The 20,532-nt window shown below is 72.7% G+C and carries 21 protein-coding genes and 1 riboswitch; of the genes, 15 read left to right on the forward strand and 6 right to left on the reverse strand.

The genetic code is table 11. From position 1 onward, the window contains the following. Positions 1–107 precede the first annotated feature (107 nt). The 9 genes from RWE79_RS23975 (at position 108) to RWE79_RS24015 (ending at position 8,971) form a co-directional block, all read left to right on the forward strand. On the forward strand, positions 108–974 hold the full coding sequence (locus RWE79_RS23975; RefSeq protein WP_475942112.1) for a bifunctional methylenetetrahydrofolate dehydrogenase/methenyltetrahydrofolate cyclohydrolase: 867 nt from the start codon (positions 108–110) through the stop codon (positions 972–974). Then, positions 964–1,359: a DUF3017 domain-containing protein gene (locus RWE79_RS23980; RefSeq protein ID WP_475942113.1), complete on the forward strand. Its 396-nt coding sequence runs from the start codon at positions 964–966 to the stop codon at positions 1,357–1,359. Before RWE79_RS23975 ends, RWE79_RS23980 begins: the two co-directional genes overlap by 11 nt. A 101-nt stretch (positions 1,360–1,460) precedes the next feature. After that, complete coding sequence (locus RWE79_RS23985; RefSeq protein WP_475942114.1) at positions 1,461–2,306, forward strand: helix-turn-helix domain-containing protein; 846 nt, start codon at positions 1,461–1,463, stop codon at positions 2,304–2,306. 87 nt (positions 2,307–2,393) lie between these two features. After that, positions 2,394–3,284, forward strand: coding sequence for a helix-turn-helix domain-containing protein (locus tag RWE79_RS23990; protein WP_475942115.1), 891 nt, complete (start codon positions 2,394–2,396; stop codon positions 3,282–3,284). Between the two features lie 148 nt (positions 3,285–3,432). Continuing rightward, complete coding sequence (locus RWE79_RS23995) at positions 3,433–4,422, forward strand: malate dehydrogenase (RefSeq protein WP_475942116.1); 990 nt, start codon at positions 3,433–3,435, stop codon at positions 4,420–4,422. 124 nt (positions 4,423–4,546) lie between these two features. Continuing rightward, positions 4,547–4,632: riboswitch (ZMP/ZTP riboswitch) on the forward strand. Positions 4,633–4,657: 25 nt separating this feature from the next. Then, positions 4,658–6,106 (forward strand): glycine hydroxymethyltransferase, encoded by a 1,449-nt coding sequence (locus RWE79_RS24000; protein ID WP_475942117.1) that lies wholly within the window; start codon positions 4,658–4,660, stop codon positions 6,104–6,106. A gap of 54 nt (positions 6,107–6,160) precedes the next feature. Next, complete coding sequence (gene trpS / locus RWE79_RS24005; RefSeq protein WP_475942118.1) at positions 6,161–7,174, forward strand: tryptophan--tRNA ligase; 1,014 nt, start codon at positions 6,161–6,163, stop codon at positions 7,172–7,174. Positions 7,175–7,326: 152 nt separating this feature from the next. Continuing rightward, entirely contained in the window at positions 7,327–7,923 is a 597-nt protein-coding gene (locus RWE79_RS24010) for a 2'-5' RNA ligase family protein (protein ID WP_475942119.1), read from the forward strand. A gap of 94 nt (positions 7,924–8,017) precedes the next feature. Further along, a complete protein-coding gene (locus RWE79_RS24015) occupies positions 8,018–8,971 on the forward strand; it encodes a YihY/virulence factor BrkB family protein (protein ID WP_475942120.1) in 954 nt (317 codons plus the stop codon). Here RWE79_RS24015 and RWE79_RS24020 read toward each other — a convergent pair. Next, complete coding sequence (locus RWE79_RS24020) at positions 8,940–10,190, reverse strand: D-alanyl-D-alanine carboxypeptidase family protein (protein WP_475942121.1); 1,251 nt, start codon at positions 10,188–10,190, stop codon at positions 8,940–8,942. The genes RWE79_RS24015 and RWE79_RS24020 overlap by 32 nt on opposite strands. Before the next feature lie 150 nt (positions 10,191–10,340). On the opposite strand from RWE79_RS24020, the gene RWE79_RS24025 reads away from it, so the two are divergent. Further along, the gene (locus RWE79_RS24025) at positions 10,341–10,595 is read left to right on the forward strand and encodes an SCO4848 family membrane protein (protein WP_475942122.1); all 255 of its coding nucleotides are present in this window, start codon (positions 10,341–10,343) and stop codon (positions 10,593–10,595) included. Next, entirely contained in the window at positions 10,592–11,827 is a 1,236-nt protein-coding gene (locus RWE79_RS24030) for a metallophosphoesterase (protein ID WP_475942123.1), read from the forward strand. Before RWE79_RS24025 ends, RWE79_RS24030 begins: the two co-directional genes overlap by 4 nt. On the opposite strand, the gene RWE79_RS24035 is transcribed toward RWE79_RS24030, so the two are convergent. From RWE79_RS24035 to RWE79_RS24050, 4 genes are all read right to left on the reverse strand, one after another. Next, complete coding sequence (locus RWE79_RS24035; protein WP_475942124.1) at positions 11,817–12,617, reverse strand: TetR/AcrR family transcriptional regulator; 801 nt, start codon at positions 12,615–12,617, stop codon at positions 11,817–11,819. The two genes, RWE79_RS24030 and RWE79_RS24035, sit on opposite strands and share 11 nt — an antisense overlap. Before the next feature lie 10 nt (positions 12,618–12,627). Then, positions 12,628–13,125, reverse strand: coding sequence for a thiol-disulfide oxidoreductase DCC family protein (locus RWE79_RS24040; protein WP_475942125.1), 498 nt, complete (start codon positions 13,123–13,125; stop codon positions 12,628–12,630). After that, positions 13,122–13,532 carry a hypothetical protein gene (locus RWE79_RS24045; protein ID WP_475942126.1) on the reverse strand — a complete coding sequence of 137 codons (411 nt, stop codon included), beginning with the start codon at positions 13,530–13,532 and terminating at the stop codon, positions 13,122–13,124. Before RWE79_RS24045 ends, RWE79_RS24040 begins: the two co-directional genes overlap by 4 nt. A 143-nt stretch (positions 13,533–13,675) precedes the next feature. Next, on the reverse strand, positions 13,676–15,868 hold the full coding sequence (locus RWE79_RS24050; RefSeq protein WP_475942127.1) for an MMPL family transporter: 2,193 nt from the start codon (positions 15,866–15,868) through the stop codon (positions 13,676–13,678). A 251-nt stretch (positions 15,869–16,119) separates the two neighbouring features. Here RWE79_RS24050 and RWE79_RS24055 point away from each other — a divergent pair, with 251 nt between their 5' ends. The 4 genes from RWE79_RS24055 to RWE79_RS24070 all read left to right on the forward strand — a co-directional run bounded on the left by RWE79_RS24055 (position 16,120) and on the right by RWE79_RS24070 (position 19,789). Next, positions 16,120–16,800 (forward strand): response regulator transcription factor, encoded by a 681-nt coding sequence (locus RWE79_RS24055; protein WP_475946056.1) that lies wholly within the window; start codon positions 16,120–16,122, stop codon positions 16,798–16,800. After that, positions 16,797–18,386, forward strand: coding sequence for a sensor histidine kinase (locus RWE79_RS24060; RefSeq protein WP_475942128.1), 1,590 nt, complete (start codon positions 16,797–16,799; stop codon positions 18,384–18,386). The genes RWE79_RS24055 and RWE79_RS24060 overlap by 4 nt, the downstream gene beginning before the upstream one ends. Positions 18,387–18,426: 40 nt before the next feature. After that, positions 18,427–19,077: a class I SAM-dependent DNA methyltransferase gene (locus RWE79_RS24065; RefSeq protein WP_475942129.1), complete on the forward strand. Its 651-nt coding sequence runs from the start codon at positions 18,427–18,429 to the stop codon at positions 19,075–19,077. A 292-nt stretch (positions 19,078–19,369) separates the two neighbouring features. Further along, positions 19,370–19,789 (forward strand): hypothetical protein, encoded by a 420-nt coding sequence (locus tag RWE79_RS24070; protein WP_475942130.1) that lies wholly within the window; start codon positions 19,370–19,372, stop codon positions 19,787–19,789. Between the two features lie 23 nt (positions 19,790–19,812). Here RWE79_RS24070 and RWE79_RS24075 read toward each other — a convergent pair whose 3' ends face one another. Beyond that, a complete protein-coding gene (locus RWE79_RS24075; RefSeq protein WP_475942131.1) occupies positions 19,813–20,460 on the reverse strand; it encodes a PhzF family phenazine biosynthesis protein in 648 nt (215 codons plus the stop codon). Between the last annotated feature and the right edge of the window lie 72 nt (positions 20,461–20,532).

Raw genomic sequence — 20,532 nt, forward strand, 5'->3', positions numbered from 1 at the left:
AGTCCGGAAATGGACTGGTGGGACCGACCCCACATCGTCGTGGCCCGCCGGGCGCCCTGTCCAGCGCCTTGTCCCGCCCCGCGGCCCGGGTCTGGGAGGATGGGGCCATGACCGCTCAGATTCTCGATGGCAAGGCCACTGCCGCCGCGATCAAGTCCGAACTGTCCGCCCGCGTCCAGGCGCTCTCGGCGCGGGGCGTCACGCCCGGCCTCGGCACCCTCCTGGTCGGCGACGACCCGGGCAGCCGCTGGTATGTCGCGGGCAAGCACCGCGACTGCGCCGAGGTCGGTATCGCCTCCATCCAGCGCGAACTGCCCGCGACCGCGACCCAGGAGGACATCGAGGCGGTCGTACGCGAACTCAACGACAACGCCGAGTGCACCGGCTACATCGTCCAACTCCCGCTCCCCAAGGGCATCGACACCAACCGCGTCCTGGAACTGATGGACCCGGTCAAGGACGCCGACGGCCTGCACCCGATGAGCCTCGGCCGCCTGGTCCTCAACGAGCCGGGCCCGCTGCCCTGCACGCCCAACGGCATCGTGGAGCTGCTGCGCCGCCACAAGGTCGAGATCAACGGCGCGCATGTGGCCGTCGTCGGCCGCGGTGTCACCGTGGGCCGCTCGATCGGCCTGCTGCTGACCCGTAAGTCGGAGAACGCCACCGTGACGCTGTGCCACACCGGCACCCGCGACCTGGGCGCCCAGCTGCGCCAGGCCGACATCGTCGTCGCGGCGGCCGGTGTTCCGCACCTGGTGAAGCCCGAGTACGTGAAGCCGGGCGCGGCCGTCCTCGACGTCGGCGTCAGCCGGGACGAGCACGGCAAGATCGTCGGCGATGTGCACCCCGGGGTGGCCGAGGTCGCGGCGTGGATCTCCCCCAACCCCGGCGGGGTGGGCCCGATGACCCGCGCGATGCTGCTGGCCAATGTCGTCGAGGCCGCCGAACTGCAGGCCCAGGGCCATGCCGGCTGAGGGCGGCCGGCGCTTTCCGCTCTGGACCCGCGGCACCGCCCGTCCCGAGGGCGGCGGCCGGGTCCTGGGCGCGGACGCCCCTGCCCCGGCCCGGCAGTGGCCCATCCTGCTGGTGCTGGGTGCGGCGGCGGTGGGCCTGCTGCTCACCGCGGCGGGCACGTTCCGGGCCGGCATCGTACTGATCGGCGCGGCCCTGCTGACCGGGGCGGTGCTGCGCTGGCTGCTGCCCTCGGTGGGGATGCTGGCGGTACGGAGCCGGTTCACCGACGTGCTCACCTACGGGGTGCTGGGCACCACCATCGTGCTGCTGGCGCTGATGGCGCAGCCGAACCCGATCCTGGAGATCCCCTTCCTGGAGGACATCGTCAGGTTCTCCGTGCGGTGAGCCGTACGGCCCGTTCGGGGTGATCTGCCGGATTCCGGGCGTCGTTCGCCAGTACGACGCTACGGTGGAGCGATCGTCGAGCGGACATTCCGGGGGGCACTGTGACGCGATGGGAGCCGCTGCCGGACACCATGGGCGCCAACGCTCGCCGGCTGGCCGTGCAGTTACGCAGGATGAAGGACCGCAGCGGGCTCGCGCTGCCCGCGATAGCGGCGCGCACCTCGCTGTCCACCGAGGTCTGGGAGCGCTTTCTCAACGGCGTCAAGGTGCCGCCGCTCGACGCGGTGGAGGCCCTCGGGCAGCTCTGCGGCGCCGACTACGACCGGCTCGACGCCCTGTGGGAACTGGCCGAGCGCGGCGGCGGCAGCCGGGTCCCCGACCCCGACCCGCTGGACCCGCTCGCCCCGTACGAGGGCCTGCCGCGCGGCCGGCGCCGGCGCGGGCGGCTGCTGGTGGCCGCCTTCGGTCTGGTGCCCGCCGTCGCGCTCGGCGTGCTCGTCCTGGCCGGGCTCACCTCGGAGGGCGCCGGAAGCGGGCCCTCCGGGCTGTCCGCCACCTCCCGGCCGCAGGCGTCGGGGCGGTCCGGACCGCAGGCCCCCGGCGGCTTCCCGGTGAACACGGCCCCCGGCGGCCCCGGCGGCGCGGCCACGACGGGCCCGGCGACCCTGTCCGGCGCCGACGACGCGTCGGCCGGTGCCGCCGGCAGCCGGTCCGGCGCCCCTTCCGACGGCACGGACGGCACGGACGGCACCGAGGGCGGCACCGGCACGCCGGGGGCCACCCCGGCAGCGTCGGGCTCCGGCTCGGGGTCCGGCTGGGGCGCCGCTACCGAGGCCCCGGCCGCCTCGGCGTCGGCCTCGCCGTCCGCCCCGGCCCCGGCCGCGGCCCCGACACAGAGCGCCCTGTGCCTGGGAGTGATCATCCTCGACCTCTGCGTCGGCGGCTGAAGCGGAACCGCCGTCCGTGTTCCGGGCATCTCCATGGGTAGTGCGTAAAAGGCACGATTGGCGGCACCGGGGGACAGGATGGCGGCAATGACCCGTTGGCGGGCGCTCGGGGACGATCTGGACCCGCAGATCAGGGAGTTCACCGTCCTGCTGCGGCGCCGGGTCGAGCGCGGCGGGGTGAGCGTCGCCGAACTCGCCGACGCGACCGGCTACAGCCGGAGTTCATGGGAGCGCTATCTCAACGGCAGGATGCTGCCGCCCCGGTACGCCGTCGTCGCCCTCGCCCAGGTGACCGGCACCGAGCCCGGCCACCTCACCACCATGTGGGAGCTGACCGAACGGGCCTGGAACCGTGCCGAGGGCCGCCATGACGTCACCATGACGGCCGCCCGGGTCGCCGAGGCCCGTGCCGCCCTGGGCGAGTTCGGCCCACCGCCGGACGCCGACGCCGACGCCGGGGACCACGCCGACGCCGACGCCGGGGACCACGCCGGCCGGCCGCGGCCCGGGCGGCGCCGGGGGCCGCTCCTCCTCGCCGGGGTCGTGGCCGTCGTGCTCGCCGTCCTCGGCACCACCGTCCTGCTCGGCCGGATCCCCTCCGCCCCCGGCGGCACCGGCCGTGCCCCCGCCTCTCCGTCCGGCTCGCCGTCCGTCACCGCCAGGACCCTGACCGGCAAGGACCCCGAGACCGCGGGCTGCGGCGGCGCCCACGCCCGTACGGCCGCCTCCGCCTGGGTCGGCGGCACGTACCTCGAAATGCGCTACAGCGCCGACTGCGGCACCGTCTGGGCCCGCGTCTCCGCCGCCGCCCCCGGTGACACGGTCTCCGTCACCACCGGCGATGCCACCCGGCGCCGCCGGATCGGCGCGGACGCCGCCGCGTACACCCGCATGCTCACCGTCAGGGCCCCCGACAGGGCGAAGGCCTGCGTCACGCTCGCCACCGGAGTGCACGGCTGTACGCCGCCGGGCCGGTGACCGGGGCCACACGGAGCCGGGGCGCGGGCGCCTGTCGCACGGGTATAGCCTGGCGTGGGTCTCTTGATGCCGAGAGATCCACGTTCCGGGGCAGAGGGACGCTGCCGGGGCGGCCAGGGTTCCAGCAGGAGAAGGCCAGGAGAAGGCAATGACTCGCACCCCCGTCAACGTCACCGTCACCGGAGCGGCCGGACAGATCGGCTACGCGCTGCTCTTCCGCATCGCCTCCGGCCACCTGCTCGGCGCCGACGTGCCGGTGAGGCTGCGTCTGCTGGAGATCACGCCGGCGCTCAAGGCCGCCGAGGGCACCGCGATGGAGCTCGACGACTGCGCGTTCCCGCTGCTCCAGGGCATCGACATCAGCGACGACCCCAACGTGGCCTTCGACGGCGCCAACGTGGCCCTCCTGGTGGGCGCCCGCCCGCGCACCGCCGGCATGGAGCGCGGCGACCTGCTCTCCGCCAACGGCGGCATCTTCGGCCCGCAGGGCAAGGCCATCAACGACAACGCCGCGGACGACATCCGCGTCCTGGTCGTCGGCAACCCGGCCAACACCAACGCCCTCATCGCGCAGGCCTCCGCGCCCGACGTCCCGGCCGACCGCTTCACCGCGATGACCCGCCTGGACCACAACCGCGCGATCTCCCAGCTGTCGAAGAAGACCGGCGTACCGGTGAGCGAGATCCGCCGTCTCACCATCTGGGGCAACCACTCCGCCACCCAGTACCCGGACATCTTCCACGCCGAGGTCGCCGGCAAGAACGCCGCCGAGACCGTCAACGACGAGAAGTGGCTGGCCGAGGACTTCATCCCGACCGTCGCCAAGCGCGGTGCAGCGATCATCGCGGCCCGTGGCGCGTCCTCCGCCGCCTCCGCCGCGAACGCCGCCATCGATCACGTCTTCACCTGGACCAACGGCACCGCCGACGGCGACTGGACCTCCGCCGGTGTCGTCTCCGACGGCTCCTACGGCGTCCCGGAGGGCCTCATCTCCTCCTTCCCGGTCACCGCCAAGGACGGCCGCTTCGAGATCGTCCAGGGCCTGGACGTCAACGAGTTCTCCCGCGCCCGGATCGACGCCTCCGTCAAGGAGCTCGCCGAGGAGCGGGCCGCGGTGCGCGAGCTCGGCCTCATCTGACCCCCGGGTCATGAGCGGTGAGCACCCCGCTCGGCGCGCGTCTGTCGCCCCGGCGAAGGCGTGCCCGGGCGGCGGTGCCGCCGCGGGCCGGTCGGCCCGGGCGATGGGCGGGCTTGGTAGGGTCTGGGTGAGCCGTGACTGGCGCGCTGGGATGGGACCGACCATCGGGGAGCGGCTCAGTACGTAGTGCCGTGCGCCTGGGCCGTCCCGCTCGTCGTCAACGAGGAGGCCCCCCATGCCCAGCAACGTGCCCACCAACGAGACCGTCGCCTACCGGTCCGCGCTCGACGTGATCCGTGCCGTCGAACCCCGGGTCGCCGACGCCATCGGCCAGGAGATCGAGGACCAGCGCGCCTCCCTGAAGCTGATCGCCAGCGAGAACTACGCCTCCCCGGCGACCCTGCTCGCCATGGGCAACTGGTTCAGCGACAAGTACGCCGAGGGCACCGTCGGCCGCCGCTTCTACGCCGGCTGCCGCAACGTCGACACCGTCGAGTCACTCGCCGCCGAGCACGCCCGCGCCCTCTTCGGCGCCGAGCACGCCTACGTACAGCCCCACTCGGGCATCGACGCCAACCTGGTGGCCTTCTGGGCCGTGCTGTCCCAGCGGGTGGAGAGCCCGGCCCTGAAGCGGGCCGAGGTGCGGCAGGTCAACGAGCTGAGCGAGAAGGACTGGGCCGAGCTGCGGGCCGCGTTCAACAACCAGCGGATGCTCGGCATGTCCCTGGACGCGGGCGGCCACCTCACCCACGGCTTCCGGCCCAACATCTCCGGCAAGATGTTCGACCAGCGCAGCTACGGCACAGACCCGCGGACCGGTCTCATCGACTACGACGCGCTGCGCGCGCAGGCCCGCGAGTTCCGCCCGCTGATCCTCGTGGCCGGCTACTCGGCCTACCCCCGACTGGTGAACTTCCGCGTCATGCGCGAGATCGCCGACGAGGTCGGCGCGACCCTGATGGTCGACATGGCGCACTTCGCCGGCCTGGTCGCCGGCAAGGTCCTCACCGGCGACTTCGACCCCGTGCCGCACGCGCAGATCGTCACCAGCACCACCCACAAGTCACTGCGCGGCCCCCGCGGCGGCCTCGTACTGTGCCAGGAGGAACTGGCCGAGCACGTCGACCGCGGCTGCCCGATGGTGCTCGGCGGCCCGCTGCCGCACGTCATGGCCGCCAAGGCCGTCGCCCTGGCCGAGGCCCGCCGGCCCGACTTCCAGGACTACGCCCGCCGTATCGTCGCCAACGCGAACGCCCTCGCCGAGGGCCTGCTGCGCCGGGGCGCCACCCTGGTCACCGGCGGCACCGACAACCACCTGGTGCTGGCCGACGTCGGCGCCGCCTACGGGCTGACCGGCCGGCAGGCCGAGACCGCGCTGCTCGACTCGGGCATCGTCACCAACCGCAACTCCGTCCCCCAGGACCCCAACGGCGCCTGGTACACCTCCGGCATCCGCATCGGCACCCCGGCGCTGACCACCCGCGGCCTCGGCACGGCCGAGATGGACGAGATCGCCGGCCTGATCGACACCGTCCTGCGCAACACGCAGGCCGCCACCGCCGCCAGCGGCAGGCCCTCCAAGGCCCAGCACGTCCTGGACCCGGCCATCGCCGAGCAGGTCGCCAAGCGCGCCGCCGACCTGCTGGCCGGATTCCCGCTCTACCCGGGCATCGACCTGAGCTGAAACCGGCGGTGAGGGATGCCGGAACAGCACCCGGGACCTGAGACAATCGGTGCCATGGCCTTCGATCGTCCCCGTGTCCTCTCCGGCATCCAGCCCACCGCAGGTTCCTTCCACCTCGGGAACTACCTGGGCGCGGTTCGGCAGTGGGTGGCGCTGCAGGAATCCCATGACGCGTTCTACATGGTCGTGGACCTGCACGCGATCACCGTCCCGCAGGATCCGGCCGAGCTGCGCGCCAACACCAGGCTCGCCGCCGCCCAGCTCCTCGCCGCCGGGCTCGACCCGGACCGCTGCACGCTGTTCGTGCAGAGCCATGTCCCGGAACACGCCCAGCTCGGCTGGGTGATGAACTGCATCACCGGCTTCGGCGAGGCGTCCCGGATGACGCAGTTCAAGGACAAGTCGGCCAAGCAGGGCTCGGACCGGGCGACGGTCGGCCTCTTCACGTATCCGGTCCTCCAGGTCGCCGACATCCTGCTCTACCAGGCGAACGCCGTCCCCGTCGGCGAGGACCAGCGCCAGCACATCGAGCTGACCCGCGACCTCGCCGAGCGCTTCAACGGCCGCTTCGGCGAGACCTTCACCATCCCGGCCCCGTACATCGTCAAGGAGACGGCGAAGATCTACGACCTGCAGGAGCCGCTGGCCAAGATGAGCAAGTCGGCGGCCTCCCCCAAGGGCCTGATCAACCTGCTCGACGAGCCGAAGTCCTCCGCGAAGAAGATCAGGAGCGCGGTCACCGACACCGAGACCGAGATCCGCTTCGACGAGAAGGGCAAGCCCGGCGTCAGCAACCTGCTGACCATCTACTCCACCCTCACCGGTACCGGAATCGCCGAACTGGAGCAGCGGTACGAGGGCAAGGGCTACGGTGCGCTCAAGACCGACCTCGCCGAGGTCTTCGTGGAGTGGGTCACGCCCTTCCGGGAGCGCACCGAGGAGTACCTCGGCGATCCCGAGACGTTGGACTCCGTCCTGGCCAAGGGCGCGGAGAAGGCCCGGGCCGTGGCCGCCGAGACCCTGGCGGCGGCCTACGACAGGATCGGTTTCCTGCCCGCGAAGCACTGAGGGACCAACGTCCCGGCAGGGTGTGACGTACGACGCTCGCGCTCGGGGGTGCGCGGGCGTCACACTTGCATCGGGCGGCCCGGCGGCCGAGGAGCCGCCGATCGGGGCCGCGAGGCCGCAGGAGCGAGGGAAGAGGGAAAGGGGTTGAGCGCATGGGGTATCGCACGATCGGAGTGTCGATCGCGGTCCCGGAGCCCTATGGCAGCCTGCTCCAGCAGCGGCGCGCCGGCTTCGGCGACACACAGGCCCACTGCATCCCCACCCATGTGACGCTGCTGCCCCCCACCGAGGTCGAAGTCGACAACCTGCCCGCCTTCCGCGAGCACCTGGTCGCCGTCGCCGCCTCCTTCCGGGACTTCCGGATGAGCCTGGAGGGCACCGCCAGCTTCCGGCCGCTCTCCCCGGTGGTCTACGTACGGCTGGCCGAGGGCACCCGCGAGTGCGCCCGGCTCCAGGAGAAGGTCCGCTCCGGCCCGGTCCGCCGTGAACTGCAGTTCCCCTACCACCCGCACGTCACCGTCGCCCACGGCATCGCCGAGGACGCAATGGACACCGCGCAGCGGGAGCTCGCCGACTTCACCGCCACCTGGACCGCGTCCGGCTTCGCCCTCCACGAGCAGGACGCCGCGGGCGTCTGGCGCAAGCTGCGGGACTTCCCCTTCGGCTCCGTCGGCCCCTCGGCCGGCCCGCGCACGGTCGTCCCGCACCAGCAGGGCGCCCTGGACGCCGCCGCCGCGCCGCCCATGTGAGCAGGCTGGTTCTTCAGGGCGGGTGAGCCGGCCCGGTGAGCCGACACGGTCGCCGCAGCGGAGTGCCCTGCGTGACGGAGGGTATGCGTGACGCATGGACTGGCTGACGCGGCTTCCGGTGATCGGACCCTGGGCGACCCGGCTGATGCGCACCCACGCCTGGCGCGCCTATGAGCACCTGGACGCGGTGCACTGGACGCGGCTGGCCGCCGCCGTCACCTTCACCAGCTTTGTGGCGCTCTTCCCGCTCCTGACCGTGGGGGCGGCGGTCGGCGCCGCGCTGCTGACCCCGTCCCAGCTCAAGAGCCTGGAGGACAAGCTCAGTCAGCAGGTCCCCGGCATCGCCGACCAGCTCAACATCGAGGGCCTGGTCGCCAACGCCGGCACCGTCGGCCTCATCGCCGGCATTCTGCTGCTGCTCACCGGTATCGGCTGGGTCGGCTCGCTGCGCGAGTGCCTGCGCGTCGTCTGGGAGAAGGAGGAGGACCCGGGCAACCCCGTCCTGCGCAGGCTCGCCGACGCCGGGGTGCTGCTCGGCCTGGGCGCCGTGGCCCTGGTCTCCGTCGCCTGCTCGGCGTTCGCGACCTCCACGGTCGGCTGGGCCGCCGACCGGATCGGCCTCGACGAGCACGGTCCCGGGCGCTTCTTCCTCGGCATGGTCGGCGTCGGCATCGCCGTCGTCGTCGACTTCGTCCTCATCACGTATCTGCTGACCTGGCTGCCCCGCGTCACCCCCGCCCGCCGGGCACTGCTGCTGGCCGGGCTCATCGGCGCCGTCGGCTTCGAGCTGCTGAAGGTCCTGCTCAGCGGCTATCTGCAGGGCGTCGCCACCAAGAGCATGTACGGCGCCTTCGGCGTCCCTGTCGCGCTGCTGCTGTGGATCAACTTCATCGCCAAGCTGATGCTGTACTGCGCCTCCTGGACGGCCACCCAGCACGTCGACGGCATCCAGGCGTACGAGCAGACCCGCGAGCGGCGCCGGGGCCGGGACGCGGGGACCGGAGGGGGCCGGTCGGTCAGTGCCGGGGAAGGGGCCAGCGCCGCCTGACCAGGAAGGCCACGCCCGCGACGGCGACCAGCGCCCCGCCCGCGACGGCCAGGGCCGTCCACAGCCCGCCCGTGCCGGAACCGGTGGTGGCGGAGGCGGCGGCCGGGCGCGCGGAGGCCGAGGCCGCGGCCGCCGAGGCGGAGGCGGCGGAGGCGGCCGCCGACGCGGAGGCCTGGGCGGACTTCGGGGGCACCAGGGTCCCGACGGGGGTGACATTGCCAGCGGCCTTGAAACCCCAGTCCAGCAGGGCGGCGGCCTCCTTGTAGACCTTGTCGTGGCCGGAGGCGGGGTGCATCACGGTCACCAGCAGGGTGCGGTCGCCGCGTTGCGCGACGCCCGTGAAGGTGTTGCCGGCCTTGGTGGTGTAGCCGTTCTTGACGCCGGCCAGGCCCGGGTAGGCGTCGATGTCGTAGTCGCCGGCCAGCAGGCGGTCGGTGTTCTGTATCTCGAAGGTGGAACGGGTCTTCTTCTTGCCCTTCTTGGACTTCTTCCACTCGCCGGGGAAGTCGTAGCGCACGGTGGAGCAGTACTCGCGGAAGTCGGCGTTCTGCAGGCCGGAGCGGGCGAAGAGCGAGAGGTCGTACGCGGAGGACTTCTGGCCCGGCATGTCGTAACCGTCGGGGGAGATGACGGTGGTGTCGCCGGCCTGCAGATCCTCGGCCTTGCGCTGCATCTCCTGGACGGTCTCGTCGACGCCGCCGTTCATGGCGGACAGGACGTGGACGGCGTCGTTGCCGGAGCGCAGGAACACCCCGAGCCAGAGGTCGCGGACGGTGTAGGTGAGGCCCTCCTTGACACCGACGAGGCTGCTGCCGGCCCCTATTCCGTCGAAGTCGGAGTTGACGGCCTTGTGGGTCTCGGTCTTGCCGAACTTCGGGAGCAGGGTGTCGGCGAAGAGCATCTTCAGCGTGCTGGCGGGGGCGAGCCGCCAGTGCGCGTTGTGCGCGGCCAGCACCTCACCGCTCTCGGCGTCGGAGATGATCCACGAGCGGGCCGAGATCTTCTTCGGCAGTGCCGGTGCGCCGGTGCGCAGGCCGACCTGGGTGCCGGCTCTGCCGAGCAGTTCGCCGCCGACGGTCGACATGTCCGCCGGGGGAGTCGGGGTCGGCGACGCCTTCGCGTACGCGGCCGGGGCCGTGGTCAACGCGGTGCCGCAGGCGAGCGCGAGGGCGGACAGGGCCAGGGCAGGACGGCGCGCGGCGCGAAAAGGCTTGGGCACGCAGGAGAACGTACAGGGCCAGCCTGAGAATGCGGCAGGTGCGGGGGTGGATCCGCGCCGTGAGGAGTCCCACGTCCGTGAAATGCCCGTAGAACGCAACCTTCCGCCCCCAGCGGCGGTCTTGGTGACAGGCCCGCTCATACTGGAGCCATGAAGCTCAGCCGCCGTGTGTCCTGGTTCCTTGTCGCCTTCGGCGTGTGGAGCTGGGTGGTGTGGACGACGTTCGTGAAGAACCTCTGGAAGGACGCGAGCGGGCTGGCCTTCGCGCACGGTGACCACGGCGCGCCCACGGCCTACTTCTGGGTCCATCTCACCCTGGCCGTCGTCTCGTTCCTCCTCGGGACGGCCATCGGCGTGCTCGGGTTCCGCGGCCTGCGCGCGCTGCGCGGCGAGGCCGCCGCGTGATCCTCGTGATCCTCCCCGTCGTCCTGGTGCTCTTCGGCGCCGTCCACGGGTACCTGTGGAAACGGCTGGTCCGTGATGTGTCGGCGCCGCGCGGGGCATGGCGGCGTACCGGTACGGTCCTGGCCGTCGTCCTGCCGCTGCTGAGCCTGGGCGCCCTCGTCGGCGGGCGGCTCCTGCCGATCGCGGCGGAACGCGTGCTGGCCTGGCCGGGGTATCTGTGGCTGGCGGTGCTGCTCTATCTGACGCTGGCCCTGCTGGTGGGCGAGGCCGTACGGCCGCTGCTGCGGCGGGCGTTGCGCGGCGCGGCCACCGAGGCCGCGCCGGTGCCGGTGCCCGTCGGTGGACCGCCCGAGCCCCGTCCCGAGCCCCGTACCGAGTCCCGTCCCGAGCCGGTTCCCGACGGGCCGTCGCGGCGGCTCTTCGTGGCCCGTACGGTCGCGGTCGGCGCCGCCGTGGCGGCGACGGCCACTGTCGGCCACGGAACGTACGGCGTGCTGCGCGGGCCGCGGCTGAAGTACGTCCGGGTGCCGCTGGCCAAGCTGCCCGCCGGGGCGGACGGTTACCGGATCGCGGTGGTGAGCGACATCCACCTGGGGCCGATCCTGGGACGGGCGCACACCCAGCGGATCGTCGACACGATCAACGGGGCCCGCCCCGACCTGGTGGCGATCGTCGGCGACCTGGTGGACGGCAGTGTGCCGGACCTGGGCCCGGCGGCCGAACCGCTGGCGCGGCTCAGCGCCAGGGACGGAAGCTACTTCGTCACGGGCAACCATGAGTACTTCTCGGGCGCGCGGCCGTGGGTGGACTTCGTCCGGGAACTGGGCGTGCACCCGCTGGAGAACGCCCGGGTCGAGATCGCCGCCGGCTTCGACCTCGCCGGGGTCAACGACATCAGCGGCGCGAGCCACAACGCGGCCCCGGACTACGGCAAGGCGCTGGACGACCGTGACCGCGGCCGGGCCGCCGTACTGCTCGCGCACCAGCCGGTGATGATCCACGAGGCGGTCAGGCACGGTGTCGACCTCCAGCTGTCCGGCCACACCCACGGCGGGCAGCTGTGGCCCGGCAACTACCTCGCCGAGCTGGCGAACCCGACCGTCGCGGGCCTGGAACGGTACGGCGACACCCAGTTGTACGTGACCCGGGGCGCCGGCGCCTGGGGTCCCCCGGTGCGGGTCGGGGCGCCCTCGGACATCACGATCGTGACGCTGGACTCGCTCAGGGCGTGAGCCGCTCCGGGCCCGTCGTGCCGTCCGCCGGTCCGTCCGCCGGTCCGTCCGGGGCCGCCGTGCCGTCCGCCTTGCGGTCCGTGGTGCCGTCCGGGTCCGCCGGTCCGCGGAACATGAGGAACTCGTCCACCGACGCGCGGATCTCCCGGGCGATGGGCCGCAGGACCCGGTAGCGGGAGAGTGCGGCCAGCCGGGCCACCAGGGGCGTGGTGCGGGCGATCAGGCGGCGGGTGCGTTCGGAGCCGGGGGAGCGGTCGTAGACCCAGAAGAGCACCACACCCATCTGGTAGAGCCACATCAACTCCGGCAGGACCTCGGCGAGTTCGGGGTCGGTCCGGACGCCGGAGCCGCTCAGTACCCGCTGGTGGACGGAGATGGCGGCGTCGCGGGCGTGGTGCGAGTCGGGCGAGAAGGGGCTGAGCGGGCTCTCGGGGTCGGCGGCGTTCTTGAAGAACTGGGCGGCGAACCGGCGGTACGGCTCGGCGACGTCGAGCCAGCCGTCCATGACCGCGTGCAGCCGGACGGCCAGATCCCGTTCGCGGCTGTCGAGGACGTGCTGCACGGCCGCCTCGTGCTCGGCGGCGAGCCGGTCGTAGAAGCCCTGGACGAGGTGTTCCTTGCCGGCGAAGTAGTAGTACGCGTTGCCGACCGAGACCCCGGCCTCGCGGGCGATGGCGCGCATCGTCGTCTTGTCGTAGCCGCGTTCCTCGAACAGCCGCAGGGCGGTTTCGAGGATCAGGGCACGCGTCTGCTCGCTCTTGGGGGCCTTGGCCGGCGTCGCGTCTTCCACGTCGGTGAGCCTAACCGGGTGTCCGGCAGCCGTCGGCGCAGGCCTGCGGCTCGGTCCAGGTCCAGCCGCCGGGGCCGTAGCGCCAGCCGGGCCGGGGCTCGGGCCACTGCTGCGGGCGCGGCGGCTGCCACTGCCGTGCCCGGTACTTCGCGGCCGTGAGGACCGCCGCCCGGGCCAGCGGGGCGCCGGCCCGGCCGGCCAGCCGGTGGGAGAGCGGCCGGTACTCGGCCAGCGCCCACAGGCAGACCAGCCAGGCCGCCTCGCCCCGATAGACCTGGCCGGCGTCCCCGACCACGGTGATCTCGGCCCGGGTCGCCGTGTGGTCCAGCTCCGGGAACCGGGCGCGGGCCTCCGGCGACCCCATCGGGAGCAGCGTGAGCGGTACGAGCCGGCGCTGCCGGGCGAGCCAGCCCCGTACGAAGACGCAGAGCGAGCAGTCGGGGTCGTAGAGGACCGTCAGTCCGGTGACGGCCGCCGGGGTGGTCGCCGGGGTGACAGGGGTGGTCATCGGGCCGGCTGGGCGGGCGGGGTCCAGCCCTGGGGCGCGACCGGCGGGGTCTGCTCGCGGTCCATGAAGCCGCGGCGGCGGATCTTGTTGAGGACGTAGACGTTGCCCAGGTGCATGACGCCCAGGACGAGCAGGACGACACCGATCTTGACCGACAGTTCCTCGAAGAGGCCGCGGGCGTCCTCGACGGCGTCCGCCGACTTCAGGTACAGGGCGACGAAGCCCAGGTTGACCAGGTAGAAGCCGACCACCAGCAGGTGGTTGACGGCATCGGCGAGCTTCTCGTTCCCGTGCATGACGTCGGCGAGGAAGACCTTGCCGCTCTGGCTCAGGGTGCGGGCCACCCAGACGGTGAGTCCGACACTGATGACCAGGTAGATGACGTATGTGACGACCGTGAGGTCCATGGATCCGCCTCTGACACGAAGAGTTGAACGTGTTCAAAACCCTGACGGCACTGACACTAGACCTGTTTTTGAACATGTTCAAGGCCCCGTTCCGCAGGAGCGGAACGGGGCCTTGGGGGAATGCCGGAGCCGGTGACCCGGGGTCAGTCGCGGCTCAGTACGGGCTCCTTCGGAGCGGGCGCCGGCTCCTCGTCGGCCGGCTCGACCGCCAGATGCGGCAGCCGCTTCTCCAGCCAGGCCGGGAGCCACCAGTTGGAGCTGCCGAACAGGTGCATCAGGGCCGGCACCATGACCGTCCGCAGGATGAAGGCGTCGAGCGCCACCGCGCCCGCCAGCCCGATACCGAACATCGCGGTGGTGCGCTGCCCCATCAGCACGAAGGCGCCGAAGACGCAGATCATGATGACGGCCGCCGAGTTGATGACCCGGCTGGTCTCGGCGAGGCCGACCCGCACCGCCCGCGCGTTGTCCCTGGTGTGCACCCACTCCTCGTGCATCCGGCTGACCAGGAAGACCTGGTAGTCCATCGAGAGCCCGAAGAGCAGCGACAGCATGATCACCGGAATGAACGAGTCGATCGGACCGGCCCGCCCGGCGCTGAGCAGATCACCGCCCCAGCCCCACTGGAAGACCGCGACCAGGACCCCGAAGGCGGCGGCCGCCGCGACCAGGTTCATCGCGGCCGCCGTCAGCGGCACCACGAGACTGCGGAAGGCCAGCAGCAGGAGCACGAAGCCGAGCGCGATGATCACGCCGATGAACAGCGGCAGCTTGCCCATGATCACATGCGCGAAGTCCTTGAAGATCGCGGTCTGTCCGCCGACGTACGCCCGCATGGTGCTGCCCTTCTCGGCAGCCGGGATCACCTCGCCGCGCAGCGTGTCGATGAGGTCGTCCGTGCCCACCGCCTGCGGCGAACTGGACGGCACCACCTGTACCACCGCCACCGTGGCGCCCTTCTGGACCGGCACCGCGCTGACGGCGGCCACACCCTTGACCGTGCGCAGGTCGGCCACCAGGCCGTCCAGGGCCTTCAGGTCGCCACTGCCGCCCGGGACCTCGGCCAGGATCGTCAGCGGGCCGTTGAAGCCGGGCCCGAAACCGTCGGCGAGCAGGTCGTACGCCTTGCGGGTGGACGTGGAGGCCTGGTTGTTGCCCTGGTCGGAGGAGCCGAGCCGCAGCGAGAGGGTCGGCACGGCCAGCGCGGCCATCACCACCACCGCGACCACCGCCAGCACTCGGGGGTGCCGCTGGACGAAGGCCGACCAGCGGGCGGCGGTGCCGACCGACTCCTCGCTCTCCGGGCCCTGTTCGGCCAGCCGGCGCCGCTGACGGCGGCTGAGCACCCGGATGCCCAGGATGCCCAGCATGGCGGGCAGCAGGGTGACGGCGGCCGCCACCGTGATGACGACCGTCAGCGCCGAGGCGATGGCCAGGCCGTTGAGGAAGCTCAGACCCACCGCGAACATGCCCAGCAGCGCGATGCACACCGTGCCGCCCGCGAACAGCACCGCCCGGCCCGAGGTGTCGACCGCCTTGACGGCCGCCTCCTCCGGGGACAGGCCCCGGGTGAGGCCCTTGCGGTGCCGGGTGACGATGAACAGGGCGTAGTCGATGCCCACGCCGAGACCGACCAGCGAGGCCAGCGTCGGCGATATCTCCGCCAGGTCCATGCCGTGGCTGAGGACCACGATCGCCGACACCGACGTACCGACACCGAAGATCGCGGTGAGGATCGGCAGCAGCATGCCGAAGAGCGAACCGAAGGCGAGATAGAGCACCACGGCGGCGGCGGCGATGCCCACCAGCTCGCTCAGGCCCATCGGCGGCTGCTCGGCGCGCTGCACCGCCTGACCGCCGACCTCCACCTCCAGCCCGCTCCCGCCGGGCGCCCGGGCGGTGTCGATGAACTTCTGCACCTGCTCGACCGTCAGCTCGTTGCCGAGCTTGGTCCAGGTGACGGTCGCGTACGCGGTGCTGCCGTCCTCGCTGATCCGCGCCGCGCCTCCGGCGGCGTACGGGCTCGCGACCGAACCGACGTCGGGGAGCGCGGAGACCTTCGCCAGCGCCGCCTTCATCCTCCGCTCGACCGCCGCGTCCCGCACCGAACCGCTGCCGGTGTGCCAGACGATGCTGTCGGCCTCGCCCGAACTCTTCGGGAACGCCTTGTCCATCAGGCTCAGCACCTTGGCGGACTCGGTGCCCGGCAGCTGGAAGACGTTGGCGTAGTTGCTGCCCAGGGAGTTGCTCGCGGCCCCCACTCCCACCAGGGCCGCGACCCAGATCAGCACCACCAACCATTTGTGCCGGAAGCACCAGCGCGCCAGAGTGGCCACAGCCACAGCTCCTTCGTAGATCAGGGATGTCCGAGGTTCCTCACCAGCCTCCGTGGCCGGGCGGGGCGGTGCCAAGCCACTGAGGGATCTCTCAAGGAACTCCAAAGTTCGCGGGCTCCGGGAGCACCCGTACCGGGGTCGATACTGGGGCCATGGACAGCGCGGACGGCACGGAGAGCACGGAGAGCACGGAGAGCACCGGGACGCGGGCCGACGCCGGGGCGCGGGCCGACGCCGGGGCGACCGTGCTGATCGTGGAGGACCAACCCAGCATCGCCGACATCCTCCGGATCACCCTGAGGTTCCACGGCTACACCGTGCACACCGCCGACAGCGGCCGGCAGGCCCTGGCCGCCGCCCGCGAGCACCGCCCCGACCTGGTGCTGCTCGACGTCATGCTGCCCGACGGCAACGGCTGGGAGGTCTGCCGCACCCTGCGGGCCGAACGCGACACCCTGGGCGACATCGCCGTCATCTTCGTGACCGCCCGGGACGCCCCGCGCGAAGTCGTCGGCGGCCTAGCGCTCGGCGGCGACGACTACATCACCAAGCCGTTCGGCGTCGACGAGGTGGTCGCCCGCGTCCAGGCCGTGCTCCGCCGCACCCGGCGGCGGGACCCGGTCCCCGATCCCGTACTGCGCCACGGCGACCTGGAGATGAACGAGGCCACCTACCGGGTGCGGCGCGGCGGCCGGCCCGTCGAGCTGACGCCGACCGAGTACAACCTGCTGCGGCAGCTGCTGCGCAACGCCGGACGGGTCGTCACCAAGGAGCAGCTGCTGCAGGACGTGTGGAGCTACGACTTCGACGTCGAGTCCACCGTCCTGGAGACCTACATCAGCTATCTGCGGCGCAAACTCGACTGCCTGGGGCCGCCGCTGATCGAGACCCGGCGCGGTATCGGCTACGGCCTGCGGGCGGTGCAGGCGTGAGCCGCCTGCCGCGCCCGCGGCGCCTGCCGCGCCCGCGGCGCCTGCCGCGCCCGCGGCGCCTGCCGCGCCCGTGCCGGCTGTCCTGGCTCCACCGTCTGCGTCCGCGCACGCTGCGCGGGCGCATCACGCTCGCCAACGGCGCGCTGCTGGCAGCCGGCCTGGTGCTGGCCGCGGTCGCCGGCCTGGTCGGCATGTACACCCTGCTGGTCGGCGAGATCGACGACTCCCTGCAGGCCGCGCAGCGGGCGCTGCAACGCTCCACGCTCACCGCCGACAGCCTGCGCAAGCTCTGCACGATGACGGGTCTGGTCGCGAACTCCGGCATGGACCAGGACGCGGCCACCGCCTTCGACCAGGACCTCTTCGTGATCCTCGACGCGCAGGGCGGGGCGGTCGACGTCTGCATGGGCGGCAGCGTCCCGGTCACCGGGGAACGCGCCCGGCTCGCCGGCGCCGTCCCTGATCCGCGGGCCCTCGCCCGCTCCGGCGACGCCGCCACCGTGCGGGTCGGCGGGGACTACTACCGGGTCGCCGTCGCCCGGCTCGACGACGGCAGCATGGTCGTCAAGGGACTGCGCCTGAGCGGCGTACGGCGGGCGGTCTTCCATCTCCTGCTCGTCGAGGTGGTGGTGGCGGTGCTGCTGCTCGGTCTGCTCGCCTTCGGCTCGCTGCGCGCCGTGCGGCGCAGCCTGCTGCCCCTGGAGCACATGGTCGAGACCGCCTCCGCCATCGCCGGCGGCGACCTGTCCCGGCGGGTGCCGCCCGCCTCCGAGTCCAGCGCGGAGGTCGACCAGCTCAGCGTCGCGCTCAACACCATGCTCCACCAGATCGAACGTGCCCTGCTCACCAGCGAGGACGCCGCCGCCCGGCTCCGCCAGTTCGTCGCCGACGCCTCGCACGAGCTGCGCACCCCGCTCGCCACCGTACGCGGCTACCTGGAGCTGTACGAGAAGTGCATGCTCGACGCCGACGAGAGCCATCGCGCCCTGCTGCGCGTCTCCGCCGAGTCCGAGCGCATGAGCCGCCTCGTCGACGAACTCCTCGCGCTCGCGCGCCTGGAGCACCGGCCCGCGCTGCGCCTGCGCGCCGTCGATCTGCGCGAGCTCGTCGACGACGGGGTCGCCGACCTGCGCGCCCAGCAACCGCGCCGACCGGTCCGGATCGAGTACGGCGACGCCACCGGAGACGACGGCACCGGCTGGGACGGGCCGGTCGAGGTGCGCGGCGACGAGGCCAAGCTGCGCCAGGTCATCGCCAATCTGCTGAGCAACGTACGGGTCCACACCCCCGCCGAATCGCCGGTCACCGTCGGCCTGGTGCGCGGGCGCGGCGACGCCGTCCTCAGCATCACCGACACCGGACCCGGCATGCGCGGGGAGGACGCCGCCCGGGTCTTCGACCGCTTCTTCCGCGCCGACCCCGACCGGGCCCGCGCCACCGGCGGCAGCGGTCTGGGCATGTCCATCGTCGAGGCGGTGGTGCACGCGCACGACGGCCGCGTCGCCGTCGACACCGCCCCGGGGGCCGGGCTCACCGTACGGGTCACCCTGCCGGCACGGGCCGACGTACCGGCCGCGCGGCCGTGAGACGGCCGGCTGTCGGAGGCAGCCGGTACGGTCCCCGGCCATGACCGAACCTTCCTACCTGAGCGCCACCCGGGCGGCCTACGACACCGTCGCCGCCGACTACGCCGACCTCCTGCGCGACGAGCTGTCCCGCCGACCCCTGGACCGCGCGATGCTCGGCGCCTTCGCCGAACTCGTACAGGCCGACGGCAACGGGCCGGTGGGCGACATGGGCTGCGGCCCCGGCCGCGTCACGGCGCACCTGGACGCGCTCGGGCTGAACGTCTTCGGTGTCGACCTGTCCCCGGGCATGGTCGCGCAGGCCCGGCGGCGCCATCCCGGGCTGCGCTTCGACGTGGGCTCGATGACCGCGCCGGACCTCGCGGACGGCACCCTCGGCGGAATCGTCGCCTGGTACTCGGTCCTCCACACCCCGCCGGAGCTGCTGCCGGAGGTGTTCGCCGGGTTCCACCGCGTGCTGGCCCCCGGCGGCCGGCTGCTGCTCGCCTTCAAGGCCGGCGACGAGCGGGTCCGGCTGGAGCGGGCGTACGGCCACGAGCTGGCACTCGACGTCTACTGGCTCCCGCCGGACCGGATCGCCGGGCTGCTGTGCGAGGCGGGCTTCGCCGTCGGGGCCCAGCTGGCGCGGGAGTCCGACGGGATCGAGAAGAGCCCGCAGGCGTATCTGCTGGCGCGCAGGACCCCGGCGTGAGAGCGACCCCCGAAGGTCGTCACGGATCGGGCAAAGCGCACACCTTGAACACTCAACCGCCATAAGATCCGCACACGTTGCCCCGCCGCACCCCCAGTGCGCGGGGCAACGTGCCCCCTGCCGCGAAACTGTCCGGAACCTGTGCCGGAAGCCCTGCTGACACGCGTAGAACCAGCGGCTACGTTTGCCTGACTCTCACCCGCGAACGCAGGGCGCGGCAAGCCGTGACCAGGCTTGCCGCGATCCGCCCTGTGCCGACGCGTTCGACCGAGTACGTTCACCTGGGGGCAGGATGATCGACGACATGCACTACCGGGCGGCGGTCCACCCCGTCTCCCCGAGAAGCCGCCTGGCCACCCCCTCCGGTGAGCTGCGCAGCCCGCTCGGTGTCTGGCTGCTCGGGTTCGCCACTCTCGGCCTGTCGTGGCTCGCCTGGTACTACCGCGCCAACCGCGAACTGCGCGACTTCGACCCCGACATCAAGGTCCGCCCGGCCCTGTGCGTGGTCGCCGTCACCTTCGGCGCCCTCGTGGTCCTCCCCGCCGTCGCCTCGCTCTACAACACCGGCTGCCGGATAGCCCAGGCCCAGCGCCGCGCGGGCATCCCCGGTATCGCCTCCGGTTCCACCGGACTGCTGCTGACCCTGGGGCTCGCGCTGACGCCGTACTACTACCAGTCCCACCTCAACGCGGTCTGGATCGCCCGCAACTGACCAGGACGCGCCGCGAGGGGCGCCTACGTACGACCGACCCGCCCTCCGAGGTCGACCGACCCGTCCTCATTCATCCGGGTCAGGATCTGCGACGCGGCCCCCTGCCGGATGTCCAGCCCCCGCCCCAGCTCCCCGGTCAGCACCAGCGCCGCCGCCCCCGTCGCCTCGTCCTCCGCGATCCCGTCCCCGCGCCCCGGGAACGCCCGCGCCCGCACCCGGCCCGCGCTCTCGTCCGCCCACGCCCACGCGTACGTCCAGCCCCCGCCAGGATCCGGCACCGGCAGCGCGTCCACCTCCGCCACGGTCGCGTACCTCACCGTCCGCCGCCCCGCCGCCCACTCCGGCCGCGCCCGGATCCACCGCACCTCGCCCTCCTGCCAGGTCCGCACCGTCCCGGCCTCGGGCCGCAGCGTCCCCGCCCCCAGCAGCCACGCCACCCCGACCAGCGGATGCCCGGCGAACGGCAGCCTCACGGACGGCGTCCAGATGTCCACGGTGCCCGCCGCCGCGTCGTCCACGAACACCGTCTCGCTGAACCCGAGTGCGGCCGCGAGCGCCTGCCGCCCCGCCCGCGACGGCACCGCCGCCCCGTCCCGCACCACCCCGAGCGCGTTCCCGCCCCGGCCGTCCGGCCCGATGAACACCCGCAGCACCTCGTGAAGATCAGCCATGGCCCCATCCAACCCCCTGCCGTCACAGCCGCGGCCCCCGGCACGTGAGACATGTGCCGGGGGCCGCGGGAA

It is taken from the genome of Streptomyces sp. RLA131, assembly GCF_056270125.1.

Coding starts and splice junctions, on each gene's coding strand:
- RWE79_RS23980 (WP_475942113.1), top strand. CDS start 964: ATGCCGGCTGAGGGCGGCCGGCGCTTTCCGCTCTGGACCCGCGGCACC.
- RWE79_RS23990 (WP_475942115.1), top strand. CDS start 2,394: ATGACCCGTTGGCGGGCGCTCGGGGACGATCTGGACCCGCAGATCAGG.
- RWE79_RS24000 (WP_475942117.1), top strand. CDS start 4,658: ATGCCCAGCAACGTGCCCACCAACGAGACCGTCGCCTACCGGTCCGCG.
- trpS (WP_475942118.1), top strand. CDS start 6,161: ATGGCCTTCGATCGTCCCCGTGTCCTCTCCGGCATCCAGCCCACCGCA.
- RWE79_RS24075 (WP_475942131.1), bottom strand. CDS start 20,460: ATGGCTGATCTTCACGAGGTGCTGCGGGTGTTCATCGGGCCGGACGGC.
- RWE79_RS24070 (WP_475942130.1), top strand. CDS start 19,370: ATGATCGACGACATGCACTACCGGGCGGCGGTCCACCCCGTCTCCCCG.
- RWE79_RS24065 (WP_475942129.1), top strand. CDS start 18,427: ATGACCGAACCTTCCTACCTGAGCGCCACCCGGGCGGCCTACGACACC.
- RWE79_RS24025 (WP_475942122.1), top strand. CDS start 10,341: ATGAAGCTCAGCCGCCGTGTGTCCTGGTTCCTTGTCGCCTTCGGCGTG.
- RWE79_RS24040 (WP_475942125.1), bottom strand. CDS start 13,125: ATGACCACCCCTGTCACCCCGGCGACCACCCCGGCGGCCGTCACCGGA.
- RWE79_RS24010 (WP_475942119.1), top strand. CDS start 7,327: ATGGGGTATCGCACGATCGGAGTGTCGATCGCGGTCCCGGAGCCCTAT.
- RWE79_RS23995 (WP_475942116.1), top strand. CDS start 3,433: ATGACTCGCACCCCCGTCAACGTCACCGTCACCGGAGCGGCCGGACAG.
- RWE79_RS24045 (WP_475942126.1), bottom strand. CDS start 13,532: ATGGACCTCACGGTCGTCACATACGTCATCTACCTGGTCATCAGTGTC.
- RWE79_RS24015 (WP_475942120.1), top strand. CDS start 8,018: ATGGACTGGCTGACGCGGCTTCCGGTGATCGGACCCTGGGCGACCCGG.
- RWE79_RS23975 (WP_475942112.1), top strand. CDS start 108: ATGACCGCTCAGATTCTCGATGGCAAGGCCACTGCCGCCGCGATCAAG.